9 protein-coding genes are annotated in these 12,125 nt (G+C 64.8%); 2 read left to right on the top strand and 7 right to left on the bottom strand.

Features of this window, described 5'->3' with window-relative positions:
• Positions 1 to 303 precede the first annotated feature (303 nt).
• From prpD to FHR94_RS10105, 6 genes are all read right to left on the bottom strand, one after another.
• Positions 304 to 1,788, bottom strand: coding sequence for a 2-methylcitrate dehydratase (prpD, locus tag FHR94_RS10080; protein WP_183325589.1), 1,485 nt, complete (start codon positions 1,786 to 1,788; stop codon positions 304 to 306).
• A gap of 109 nt (positions 1,789 to 1,897) precedes the next feature.
• The gene (prpF, locus tag FHR94_RS10085) at positions 1,898 to 3,076 is read right to left on the bottom strand and encodes a 2-methylaconitate cis-trans isomerase PrpF (RefSeq protein ID WP_183325590.1); all 1,179 of its coding nucleotides are present in this window, start codon (positions 3,074 to 3,076) and stop codon (positions 1,898 to 1,900) included.
• Between the two features lie 115 nt (positions 3,077 to 3,191).
• Positions 3,192 to 5,795 carry a Fe/S-dependent 2-methylisocitrate dehydratase AcnD gene (gene acnD / locus FHR94_RS10090; RefSeq protein ID WP_183325591.1) on the bottom strand — a complete coding sequence of 868 codons (2,604 nt, stop codon included), beginning with the start codon at positions 5,793 to 5,795 and terminating at the stop codon, positions 3,192 to 3,194.
• Positions 5,796 to 5,869: 74 nt separating this feature from the next.
• Positions 5,870 to 6,997, bottom strand: coding sequence for a bifunctional 2-methylcitrate synthase/citrate synthase (prpC, locus tag FHR94_RS10095; protein WP_183325592.1), 1,128 nt, complete (start codon positions 6,995 to 6,997; stop codon positions 5,870 to 5,872).
• 61 nt (positions 6,998 to 7,058) lie between these two features.
• Complete coding sequence (gene prpB, locus FHR94_RS10100; RefSeq protein WP_183325593.1) at positions 7,059 to 7,949, bottom strand: methylisocitrate lyase; 891 nt, start codon at positions 7,947 to 7,949, stop codon at positions 7,059 to 7,061.
• Positions 7,950 to 7,988: 39 nt separating this feature from the next.
• Entirely contained in the window at positions 7,989 to 8,702 is a 714-nt protein-coding gene (locus tag FHR94_RS10105) for a GntR family transcriptional regulator (RefSeq protein ID WP_183325594.1), read from the bottom strand.
• A 240-nt stretch (positions 8,703 to 8,942) separates the two neighbouring features.
• On the opposite strand from FHR94_RS10105, the gene pabB reads away from it, so the two are divergent.
• The gene (gene pabB, locus FHR94_RS10110; protein WP_183325595.1) at positions 8,943 to 10,304 is read left to right on the top strand and encodes an aminodeoxychorismate synthase component I; all 1,362 of its coding nucleotides are present in this window, start codon (positions 8,943 to 8,945) and stop codon (positions 10,302 to 10,304) included.
• 135 nt (positions 10,305 to 10,439) lie between these two features.
• Entirely contained in the window at positions 10,440 to 11,060 is a 621-nt protein-coding gene (locus FHR94_RS10115; protein WP_183325596.1) for a phosphoadenosine phosphosulfate reductase domain-containing protein, read from the top strand.
• 38 nt (positions 11,061 to 11,098) lie between these two features.
• Here the strand turns inward: FHR94_RS10115 and cysB are convergent, their stop codons facing one another.
• Positions 11,099 to 12,070 (bottom strand): HTH-type transcriptional regulator CysB, encoded by a 972-nt coding sequence (cysB, locus tag FHR94_RS10120; protein ID WP_183325597.1) that lies wholly within the window; start codon positions 12,068 to 12,070, stop codon positions 11,099 to 11,101.
• Between the last annotated feature and the right edge of the window lie 55 nt (positions 12,071 to 12,125).

Consider the following 12,125-nt stretch of genomic DNA (forward strand, 5'->3'; position numbering starts at 1 on the left):
GAATCCGGCGCGCTTGTCAACCGAGACCTTCCGTAGCGTTTCGAAAAACCTCAAGCAGAACAAGCCCTTCTGCCACTCATCACCGCCTGCAACGTAGCCCGTCGCCGGCAGCGGATGCGTACTTTATGTTCTCTCGATGTCAAACGCAACCCTTGATACAAAAAATATAGTCCAGCCGCTCAAAGGATGCCATAACGAATGTCAGCAGAGCAGTCATGCTCTTCCCTCGAGACGACATGGACCGACCGAGGACAGCCCACCGCCGCGCGCCCTCGGTGCGGGTTGCCGGCATGACAGCGCGGCTCAGATCATGAAGAGCTCGACGAACCGGTGAACCGCCGTGCTTTCCAAGACCGCCTGGTCTCGACAAAACTCGAGAATCCGCTCGCAGCGTCCTGCCGGGAAGCGCGTGGCCAGATTGCTCCGAAACTTCTCCTCCAGCACCGGGATGCCCTCGGCACGGCGACGGCGATGACCGATCGGATACTCGACCTCGACTTTCTCGGTGGCACTGCCGTCCTGAAAGAAGACCTGGATGGCATTGGCGATGGAGCGACGCTCGGGGTCGTAGTAATCACGGGAGTAGCGCTCGTCCTCGACCACCTCCATCTTCCCGCGCAGCTCATCGATGATCGGGTGGGCCTCGTGGAATTCGTCCTCGTAGTGTTCGGCCACCAGGTGTCCGAAGGCCAGCGGCACGGCGGTCATGTATTGCAGGCAGTGGTCGCGGTCGGCCGGATTCGCCAGCTTGCCCGACTTGGAGATGATGCGGATCGCCGAGTCATGGGTCGTCAGCACGATGCGATCGATCTCGTCCAGGCGCTCTTTGACCTGTGGGTGCAGGGTGACGGCGGCCTCGCAGGCGGTCTGGGCATGAAACTCGGCCGGGAAGGAGAGCTTGAATAGGATGTTCTCCATCACGTAGGTGCCGAAGTCTCGTTGGAAAGAGAAGCGGCGCTCCTGTTCCGGCTTGGTGGCCAGGTCCCGGTTGGTGTGGCTGAACAGCACATCGTAGAAACCCCATTGGGGAGCACTGAGCACACCGGGAATGCCCATCTCGCCGCGCAGGGCGATATCGGCCAGCCGCACCCCCCGCGAGGTCGCATCTCCTGCCGCCCAGCTCTTGCGCGAGCCGGCATTAGGCGCGTGACGGTAGGTGCGCAGGCTCTGGCCATCGACCCAGGCATGGGACAGCGCGGCAAGCAGCTGCTCCCGGTCGGCGCCCATCAGCTTGGCCACCACCGCGGTGGAAGCCACTTTGACCAGTACCACGTGGTCGAGGCCAACCCGGTTGAAGGAGTTGTCCAGCGCCAGCACACCCTGAATCTCGTGCGCCATGACCATGGCCTCGAGGACCTGGCGCATGGTCAGCGGTGCCTCGCCCTCGGCGAGGTGCTTCTGGGAGAGGTGATCGGCCACCGCCAGGATGCCCCCCAGATTGTCGGAGGGATGGCCCCATTCGGCGGCCAGCCAGGTGTCGTTGTAATCCAGCCAGCGGACGATACAGCCGATGTCCCAGGCTGCCTTGACCGGATCCAGCCGGAAGGCGGTTCCGGGCACCCGGGCGCCATGGGGTACCATCGTGCCCTCCACCAAGGGGCCCAGGTGCTTGGTGCACTCGGGGAAACGCAACGCCAGTAAGCCGCAGCCTAGGGTATCCATCAGGCAGTAGCGGGCGGTCTCCAGTGCCTCGGTGCTCTCTATCCGATAGTCAAGAACGTAGTCGGCGATCTTCTGCAGTTCGACGTCGTAGTCAGGACGGACATTGGCTTCAACCGTGGTGCTCATGGCGTCTGCTCCTCTCGTGCAATGCGGGTCGGGAGGGATTCCGGGCACTCTCACTATAGGTGACAACGCCTACCCAGAGGCAGCCGGGGCGAAAAACGGTTCCGGGCCCTCAGAGGCTGTCGGCCGGCACGCGCACGAGGCCCTCCATCAACACACGCGCGCTGCGGCTCATGATCGCCTTGGTCGCGGTCCACTCGCTGTTCACCTGCGTGGCCTCGGCGCCCACCCGCAGGGTACCGGAGGGATGGCCGAAACAGACCGACGTCCGATCCCCTCCCCCGGCGGCCAGGTTCACCAGGGTACCGGGAACGGCCGCTGCAGCACCGATGGCCACGGCGGCTGTGCCCATCATGGCATGGTGCAACTTACCCATGGAAAGCGCCCGCACCAGCAGGTCGACCTCCTCAGCCGCCACCTCTCTGCCGCTGGAGGCAAGGTAGCCAGTGGGCGGCGCGACGAAGGCCACCTTGGGCGTGTGCTGACGGCTAGCCGCCTCGCTGACATCGCCGAACAGTCCCATGCGCACCGCTCCATGGGCGCGAAGGGTCTCGAACCTCTCGAGAGCTTGGGCATCGCCGTTGATCGCCTCCTGCAGTTCAGTCCCCGTGTAGCCAATATCGGCGGCATTGACGAAGATGGTGGGGATGCCGGCGTTGATCAGGGTCGCCTTGAGCGTACCGATGCCCGGCACCTCCAGGTCATCGACCACCTGGCCGGTGGGGAACATCGCCCCCTCACCATCGGCGGGGTCCATGAATTCCACCGGCACTTCGGCCGCCGGGAAGGTGACGCCATCGAGTTCGAAATCGCCGGTCTCCTGCACTTCGCCGTTGGTGATGGGCACCCGGGCGACGATGGTCTTGCCGATGTTGGCCTGCCAGATACGCACCACCGCCACGCCGTTCTCGGGGATCCGCGCCGGATCCACCAGGCCGTTGCTGATAGCGAAGGGCCCCACCGCGGCAGAGAGATTGCCGCAGTTGCCGCTCCAGTCGACGAAGGGCTTGTCGATGGACACCTGGCCGAAAAGATAGTCGACATCGTGGTTGGGACGCTCGCTTTTCGAGAGGATGACGGTCTTGCTGGTGCTCGATGTCGCCCCGCCCATGCCGTCGATCTGCTTCTGGTAGGGGTCGGGACTGCCGATCACCCGCATCAGCAGCCGATCACGCGCCTGGCCGGGCCGGCGCGCCGCCTCGGGCAGATCCTGCAGGCGAAAGAAAACGCCCTTGCTGGTACCGCCCCGCATGTAGGTCGCGGGGATCTTGATCTGAGGGACTTGTGCCATGGAAAACGACTCCGGATCGAAAGCTGCCGCGCTCGGAGGCGCGGCAACCAGTCATCGAGTAAGGTAAGCGTCCGACTTCGCCGGGCAATCGCGCAGCGAAGGTGCGCTTCTACATTCAGCCGACCGCCTTGGCCTCGGACTCGAGGAAGTCCTGAGCGAAGCGCTGCAGCACGCCGCCGGCGGAGTAGATGGAGACCTCCTCGGCGGTATCCAGGCGACAGATCACCGGTACGCGCTCGGTGCTGCCATTCTTGCGGTGGATGACCAGTGTCAGCTCCGACCGCGGCGCCGCGGTCCCTTCCACATCGAAGGTCTCGGTGCCGTCGATGGCCAGCGTCTTGCGGGTCGTCCCTTCCTCGAACTGCAGGGGCATGACGCCCATACCGACCAGGTTGGTGCGGTGGATGCGCTCGAAGCCTTCCGCCACGATGGCCTCCACACCGGCCAGCGCCACGCCCTTGGCCGCCCAGTCACGGGAGGATCCCTGACCATAGTCGGCACCGGCGATGACGATCAACGGCTGCTTGCGCGCCATGTAGGTCTCGATGGCTTCCCACATGCGGGTCACCTGGCCTTCCGGCTCGATGCGCGCCAGCGACCCCTGTTTCACGTTACCGCTCTCATCCCGGACCATCTCGTTGAAGAGTTTCGGGTTGGCGAAGGTGGCGCGCTGGGCGGTCAGATGGTCGCCCCGATGGGTCGCGTAGGAGTTGAAGTCCTCTTCCGGCAGGCCCATCTTGTGCAGATATTCACCGGCGGCGCTGTCCATCAGGATGGCATTGGACGGCGACAGATGATCGGTGGTGATGTTGTCCGGCAGCACGGCCAGCGGACGCATGCCCTTGAGGGTCTTCTCACCGGCCAGCGCCCCTTCCCAGTAGGGCGGGCGACGAATGTAGGTGCTCTGGGGCCGCCACTCGTACAGGGGGTTAACCTGTGCCTGTGGCCCCCTATTGATATCGAACATCGGGATGTAGGTGTCGCGGAACTGCTGCGGCTTCACGCTCTGCCTGACGATGGCATCGATCTCTTCATCGGCGGGCCAGATGTCCTTCAGGGTGATCGGCTTATCCTGCTGATCGTAGCCCAGCACATCCTTCTCGATATCGAAACGGATGGTGCCCGCGATGGCATAGGCCACCACCAGCGGCGGCGAGGCCAAAAACGCCTGCTTGGCGTAAGGGTGGATCCGGCCATCGAAGTTACGGTTGCCGGACAGTACCGCCGTGGCGTAGAGGTCTCGGTCGATGATTTCGCGCTGGATCGTCGGGTCCAGCGCGCCGGACATGCCGTTGCAGGTGGTGCAGGCATAGGCCACCACGCCGAAGCCGAGCTCTTCCAGCTCGGGCAGCAGGCCGGCCTCCTCGAGGTACATCTTGACCGTCTTGGAGCCCGGTGCCAGGGAGGTCTTGACCCAGGGCTTGCGGATCAGGCCCAGCCGGTTGGCATTACGGGCGATCAGGCCCGCCGCCACCATGTTGCGGGGGTTCGAGGTATTGGTGCAGCTGGTGATGGCGGCGATGATCACCGCGCCATCCGGCATCTTGTCGGCTTCCTCTTCCCACTCGCCGGCGATGCCGCGCTTGGCCAGCTCCGAGGTGGGCAGATGCGCGTGGGGGTTGGACGGGCCCGCCAGGGTCCGGGTGACCTGGGACAAGTCGAACTTCAACACCCGCTCGTACTCGGCGCTCTTCAGGGCGTCCGACCACAGCCCGGTGTGCTTGGCGTATGTCTCCACCAAGGCGACCTGCTCGTCCTCACGGCCGGTCAGCTTGAGATAGTCGATGGTCTGGTCGTCGATGTAGAACATCGCCGCGGTGGCCCCGTACTCCGGCGTCATGTTGGAGATGGTGGCCCGGTCCCCGACGGTCAGGCTATCCGCGCCTTCACCGTAGAATTCCAGGTAGGCACCGACGACCCGCTCCTTGCGCAGGAACTCGGTCAGGGCCAGCACCATGTCCGTGCTGGTGATCCCCGGCTGTAGCTGGCCGGTCAGCTCCACGCCGATGATATCGGGCAGACGCATCATCGAGGCGCGGCCCAACATCACGCTCTCGGCCTCTAGGCCACCCACGCCGACGGAAATCACGCCCAGGGCGTCGACCATGGGAGTGTGGCTGTCGGTACCCACGCAGGTGTCCGGGAAGGCCACGCCGTCGCGCTTCTGCACGACTGGCGACATCTTCTCCAGGTTGATCTGGTGCATGATGCCGTTGCCCGGCGGGATCACGTCGACGTTCTCGAACGCGGTCTTGGTCCAGTTGATGAAGTGAAAGCGGTCGTCGTTGCGGCGGTTCTCGATCTCGCGATTCTTCTCGAAGGCATCCTTCTCGAAGCCGGCGTGCTCCACGGCCAGGGAATGATCGACGATCAGCTGGGTCGGCACCACCGGATTGACCTTGGCCGGATCCCCGCCCTTCTCGGCGATGGCGTCACGCAGGCCGGCCAGATCAACCAGCGCAGTCTGCCCGAGGATATCGTGGCAGACCACCCGGGCCGGATACCAGGGGAAGTCTAGATCGCGGCGGCGCTCGATGAGCTGCTTGAGCGACTCGGTGAGCAGCGCCGGCTCGCAACGGCGTACCAGCTGCTCGGCCAGCACCCGTGAGGTGTAGGGCAGGGTCTCGTAGGCCCCGGGCTGGATATCCTCGACGGCGGCACGCACGTCGAAGTAGTCCAGCGTGGTGCCGGGAAGCGGTTTGCGGTAGTCGGTATTCATGGCATCGAGTGGTCTTCGCGTGGTGTCGGAAAAAGGCGGCCCACCGGGGCCGCCTCGAGGAGAGCGCTCAGGCCTCAGTCACGCTCTTCGATCGGTACCCATGCGCTCTTTTCAGGACCCACATAGTCGGCGCTCGGGCGGATGATGCGGTTGTTCTCGCGCTGTTCGAAGACATGGGCACACCAGCCGGTGACGCGCGAACAGACGAAGATCGGCGTGAACAGCTTGGTGGGAATGTCCATGAAGTGGTAGGCGCTGGCGTGGAAAAAGTCGGCGTTGCAGAACAGCTTCTTCTCACGCCACATGACCGCCTCGACGCGCTCGGAAACCGGGTAGAGCACGCTGTCACCGACGTCCTCGGCGAGTCGCTTCGACCAGTGCTTGATGATGGCATTGCGCGGGTCGGACTCGCGGTAGATGGCGTGCCCGAAGCCCATGATCTTCTCCTTGCGCTCGAGCTTGCCCAGAATCTCGCGCTCGGCCTCGTCCGGCGATTGCCAGTTCTCGATCATCGCCATGGCCGCCTCGTTAGCACCGCCGTGCAGCGGGCCACGCAGGGAGCCGATGGCGCCGGTCACGCAGGAGTGCATGTCGGAAAGCGTGGAGGCACACACGCGAGCGGTGAAGGTCGAGGCGTTGAACTCGTGCTCGGCGTAGAGGATCAGCGAGACATTCATCACCCGGGCATGCAACTCGCTGGGCGCCGCGTCGCGCAGCAGGTGCAGGAAGTGCGCTCCCACCGACTCGTCGTCGGTCTCGGTCTCGATGCGCACGCCGTCATGGGAGAAGCGGTACCAGTAGCAGATGATCGACGGCAGCACGGCCAGCAGTCGATCGGAAACGTCCTGCTGCTGATCGAAGTTCTCCTCGGTCTCCAGGTTGCCGAGCATGGAAGCGCCGGTGCGCATCACGTCCATGGGGTGGGCACTGGCCGGGATCTGCTCCAACACGGTCTTCAGTGCCTGGGGCAGGCCGCGAAGCCCCTTGAGCTTGGTGACATAGGCGTCGAGCTCGGCCCGATTGGGCAGCTTGCCCTTGAGCAGCAGGTAGGCCACTTCCTCGAACCGGGCCTTCTCGGCCAGTTCCTCGATGTCGTAGCCTCGATAGGTCAGGCCGGAGCCGGACTGGCCGACGGTACACAAGGCCGTGGAGCCGGCACTCTGGCCACGCAGGCCGGTACTACTGACGGGTTTATCTGCCATGTCGTGTCTCCTTGTCTGGCGTGTCGTTGTTGTCGGTATCTGTATCGGTGTCGATCGACGATCAGGCCTCGCCGCCCTGCTCGGCGAAGAGGGCGTCGAGCTTACGCTCGAAGTCGTGGTAGTTGAGAAAATCGTAGAGCTCGTCACGGGTCTGCATCAGGTCGACCACGTCGCGCTGATGCCCCTTGTCATGGATGCTCTGGTAGACCTTGAGCGCCGCCGCGTTCATGGCGCGAAATGCCGATAGCGGATAGAGCACCATGCGGCACCCCACCTCACCCAGTTCCTGCTGGGTGAACAGCGGCGTGGCGCCGAACTCGGTGATATTGGCCAGGATCGGAGCATCGACGCGCTCGCAGAAGGCTCGGTAGTCGTCCAGGGTGTGCACCGCCTCGGCGAAGATGGCATCGGCGCCGGCCGCGATGCAGGCATTGGCGCGCTCGATGGCGGCATCCAGCCCCTCCTTCTGGAAGGCGTCGGTCCGCGCGATCAGGTAGAAGTCTGGATCGAGACGCGCATCGGCGGCGGCCTTGACGCGGTCGACCATCTCCTGCTGAGAGACGATCGCCTTGTTGGGACGGTGGCCGCAGCGCTTCTGGGCCACCTGATCCTCCAGGTGCACGGCGGCCACACCAGCCCGCTGCATCTCCTTGACGGTACGGGCGATGTTGAAAGCCCCACCCCAGCCGGTATCGATATCCACCAGCAGCGGGCGCTCGGTGGCACCGCAGATACGGTGGGCATCCTCGACCACGTCGTTCATGGTGGTAATGCCCAGGTCGGGCAGACCGAAGGAGGCGTTCGCTACGCCCCCGCCGGAGAGATAGATGGCCTGATGGCCGACCCGCTCGGCCATCATGGCGGTATAAGCGTTGATGGTGCCGACGATGGGCAGCGGCCGGCTGGCCTCGAGGGCGGCGCGAAAACGAGCACCGGGGGTCTGCTGGGTCATGTTGGATCTCCTCATGGTATCCGGTTATCCGAGACGGTCTCAGGGGATCGCCGCGGCATCCTGCTTGAGCGTGGCGGCATAACGGTCGACAACATTGGCCCGCGAGGCGCTCACGTGGCGCCGCATCAGCAGTTCGGCGAGCTCGGCATCGCCGGCTTCGATGGCATCGACGATGCGGTGGTGCTCGACGAAGGCCCGCTGGGGACGCGTGCCGCTGGCACTGAACTGGGTGCGATAGAGTCGCACCAGGTAGTAGAGGTCGTCGCAGAGCATCGTCATCAGCATCTTGTTGTGGCTGCCCTGGACGATGCGGAAGTGGAAATCCAGATCCCCTTCGCGCTGATAGTAGGCCTCGCCACGGCGCAGGTCAGCCTGGCGCTCGTGCACCGCCAGTACCTCGCGCAGCCCGACAATCTCCTCGGCCGTCATGTGCTCGGCGGCGAGGCGCGCGGCCATGCTCTCCAGGGCCTCACGAACGTCGAACAGCTCGAGCAGCTCCTGCATCGACAGCTTGACCACCCGCGCCCCGACATGGGGCACCCGCTCGATCAGGCGGTGGGCCTCGAGGCGGCGCATCGCCTCGCGCAGGGGACCACGGGAGATACCGTAGGTGCGCGAGAGCCCCGGTTCGGTGATCTTGCTTCCCGGCGCCAGCTCGCCGCGCACGATGGCGTCCTGCAACTGCTGAAAGACCCGCTCGGCAAGGGTGCGGATCTCGGGGTTACTGGCCTGTTCGGTGGGGACTGGGTTCATGGCAATTGTCGACAATCAAGTGATGAAGAGACTGTAGCCACTGGCTCTTTCGGGGTCAATATCCCCTCGAATGGGATGGTGTTCACCTTTGGTTGTAGACAACGGCGCTGGATTCTCCGACGAGAGGCCACATCCAAGCGATACACTACCGGCTCACGTCAGGCGCAATACCGGACGGTGACGACGACAAACCCCGGGCGACTGCCTAGAATATGGCGCCTGTTCTGGAAAGGCTCCCCGATGACTGCACGCCTCGAAATCACTCCGTTCCCCTACCGACCGGATCCCCTGGCCTACTTCGCCCGTCTGCGTCACCGGCCCGGTGCCGTGCTGCTGGACAGCGGCCGCCCCGACACCCGGGGTGGCCGCTACGACATCCTGTCAAGTGACCCCCTGAGCACGTTGTCGATCGACGCCGCGGGCCGCCTCCAGGGCGAGATGGTTAAGTCCTCTCCCTTCGCTGCCCAGCAGGCCCTGCTCGACCGGCTGTCGATGGAGATACCGGAGAGCGACCTGCCCTTCCTCGGCGGACTGATCGGCTACTGGAGCTACGACCTGGCGCAGTGCCTGGAACCGTTGTCCGGACGCTCCTCCCCGCCCACCACATTGGGCCTGAGCCGAGTGGGCCTCTACGATTGGGCCCTGATTCAGGATCACGAGCGCCGGGAGAGCTGGCTGGTGGCCACGCCGGCGCGGCGCAGCCGTGTCAACGACTGGCTGGCGTTGGTTCCCGGAGAAGAAACGTGTCAGGAAGAAGCGAAAGACTTCCAGCTGGCCGCCCCCTTCCAGCCGGCCATGTCACGGGACACCTATCTGGCTCGTTTCGACGCGGTGCAGCGTTACATCCAAGCCGGGGACTGCTACCAGATCAACCTGGCTCAGCGCTTCAGCGCCCCCTTCCGCGGTGATCTCTGGGCCGCCTACCGGCGGCTACGCCGCGCCACCCCGACTCCCTTCGCCGGCTACCTGGCGTGGGACGAGCAGGCGATTCTCTCGCTCTCGCCAGAGCGCTTCATCCGCTGCCGCGATGGCCGGGTCGAGACGCGCCCGATCAAGGGCACCCGGCCCCGGGGTGTCACCCCGCAGGAGGATCGTCACCTCGCCGACGAGCTCAAGGCCAGCCCCAAGGATCGCGCCGAGAACGTGATGATCGTCGACCTGCTGCGCAACGACCTGGGACGGGTCTGCCGGCCCGGCAGCGTGCGGGTACCGCAGCTGTGCGGGCTGGAGAGCTATGCCAACGTCCATCACCTGGTCAGCGTGGTGACCGGCGAGTTGGCCGAGGGGCGTCGACCACTGGACCTGCTGGCCGCGGCCTTCCCGGGGGGCTCCATCACCGGCGCTCCCAAGGTACGGGCCATGCAGATCATCGACGAGCTGGAACCCACGGGCCGCAGCGCCTACTGCGGCAGCCTGGGCTACGTGGACGTGCGCGGCCACATGGATACCTCCATCGCCATCCGTACCGTCCTGGCCGACCGGGGGCGGCTGCACCTGTGGGGCGGCGGCGGCCTGGTGGCCGACTCCTGTGGCGAAGCCGAGTACGACGAGACCCTGGCCAAGATCCACCACCTGATGGCGGCCCTGGCCGACGAAGCATGAAAGGCCTCAATGGAATAAGTAAGAAGGTTTTTTAATTCTCAAGTGCATAAATATCCAATAAATCGGTATTGGGGCCGCCCGTGCCGGCTCTGCTAGGGTAGCCCGACAGAGAACATCCACTGCCGGGAGCTTCCCATGGAGCTGCAACTCGACACCATCAACCGCGACCTCGGTAACGACCCCGAGGCCCTGATCCGCTGGGCGCTGGAACAGGGCAGTCGCCCGATCTGCACCACCAACTTTCGCCCCTTCGAGGCGGTGATTCTGCACATGGTGACCCGCCAGCGCCCCGACATCCCGATCGTCTGGCTGGACAATGGCTACAACACCGAGGCCACCTACCGGTTCGCCGACGCCCTGGTGAAGCGGCTCGACCTCAATCTGATCACTTACCTGCCGAAGCGCTCCCGGGCCCATCGCGAAGCCCTGGAGGGGCCGGCACCGGACGTCGACGACCCGCGCCACGCGGCCTTCACCGAGGAGGTGAAGCTCGAGCCATTCGCCCGGGCCCTTCGGGAGATGGCACCGGACGTCTGGTTCACCGCGCTGCGCGCCGAGGACACCCCGGAGCGGGCCCGCATGGCGCCGGTCACCCGCAACGCGGATGGTCTGCTCAAGATCGCCCCTCTGCTGCACTGGAGCGCCCGCGACATGTACCAGTATCTGAAGGCCCACGACCTGCCCAACGAGTTCGACTACTTCGACCCCACCAAGGTGGAAGCCAAGCGCGAGTGCGGCCTGCACCTGCAGCACTGAACCGCGTCCACCCTCGTCATGCTCCGGGGTGGGCGGTATCAGCGCACCGGCAGCTCGATGGCGTCGAACAGCGTCTGCTCGTGCCGGGGGCCGGCCGTGAGGGCGGCGTCCACCAGCTCGCGCTCCAGGTGCCCGGCGAAGCCCTGCAGGAAGTCGTACATGTAGCCACGCATGAAGGTGCCCCGCCGGATGCCGATCTTGGTGGTGGAACTTGCGAAGAGGTGACCGGCGTCCAGGGCGACCAGATCGGTGTCATTCTCGGGGTCGACGGCCATGTGGGCGACGATGCCTACCCCCATGCCCAACCGGACATAGGTCTTGATCACGTCGGCATCGGCCGCGGTCAGCACCACGTTGGGCGAGAGCCCCTTGGCTCGGAAGGCATCGTCGAGTTGTGAACGACCGGTGAAGCCGAACACATAGGTCACCAGGGGGTAGGTCGCCAGGGCCTCCAGCGTGAGCGCCCCCCCCTCGGCCAGAGGATGGCCCTGGGGCACCAGCACGCAGCGGTTCCAGCGATAGCAGGGCAATAACACCAGATCATTGAACAGCTCCAGGGACTCGGTGGCGATGGCGAAATCGGCCTGGCCGTCACTGACCATCTGGGCGATCTGTCGGGGGGTGCCCTGCTGCATGTGCAGCGATACGTCCGGATACTTGCGCGTGAACGCCTGGATCACCGGCGGCAACGCATAGCGGGCCTGGGTATGGGTCGTGGCGATGGAGAGGCTGCCACGCCGCTCGTCACTATGCTCCTGAGCCACATGCTTGATGTTCTCGGTCAGCCGCAGCACCTGGCCGGCGAGCTCGATGATGGCCTGTCCCGCCGGCGTAACCCGGGTCAGGTGCTTGCCGCTGCGGGCGAAGATTTCCACGCCGAGCTCATCCTCTAGCAGGCGGATCTGCTTGGAGATACCGGGCTGCGAGGTGTAAAGACTTTGGGCCGTCGCCGAGACGTTGAGATTGTGGCGCGAGACTTCCCAGATATATCTCAGCTGCTGAAGCTTCATGGCCGCCGCCTCCCCCTGGTTGCTCGCCCCTGCAAAGAGCCTGATGCAATAAGAA

It is taken from the genome of Halomonas cerina, from assembly GCF_014192215.1.
In the GTDB taxonomy this organism is placed as follows: Bacteria; Pseudomonadota; Gammaproteobacteria; order Pseudomonadales; family Halomonadaceae; genus Halomonas; species Halomonas cerina.

Excerpts from the sequence above, each read along its gene's own strand:
- prpF (WP_183325590.1), bottom strand. The coding sequence starts at position 3,076 with ATGGCACAAGTCCCTCAGATCAAGATCCCCGCGACCTACATGCGGGGC.
- prpC (WP_183325592.1), bottom strand. The coding sequence starts at position 6,997 with ATGGCAGATAAACCCGTCAGTAGTACCGGCCTGCGTGGCCAGAGTGCC.
- FHR94_RS10115 (WP_183325596.1), top strand. The coding sequence starts at position 10,440 with ATGGAGCTGCAACTCGACACCATCAACCGCGACCTCGGTAACGACCCC.
- prpB (WP_183325593.1), bottom strand. The coding sequence starts at position 7,949 with ATGACCCAGCAGACCCCCGGTGCTCGTTTTCGCGCCGCCCTCGAGGCC.
- acnD (WP_183325591.1), bottom strand. The coding sequence starts at position 5,795 with ATGAATACCGACTACCGCAAACCGCTTCCCGGCACCACGCTGGACTAC.
- pabB (WP_183325595.1), top strand. The coding sequence starts at position 8,943 with ATGACTGCACGCCTCGAAATCACTCCGTTCCCCTACCGACCGGATCCC.
- prpD (WP_183325589.1), bottom strand. The coding sequence starts at position 1,788 with ATGAGCACCACGGTTGAAGCCAATGTCCGTCCTGACTACGACGTCGAA.
- cysB (WP_183325597.1), bottom strand. The coding sequence starts at position 12,070 with ATGAAGCTTCAGCAGCTGAGATATATCTGGGAAGTCTCGCGCCACAAT.
- FHR94_RS10105 (WP_183325594.1), bottom strand. The coding sequence starts at position 8,702 with ATGAACCCAGTCCCCACCGAACAGGCCAGTAACCCCGAGATCCGCACC.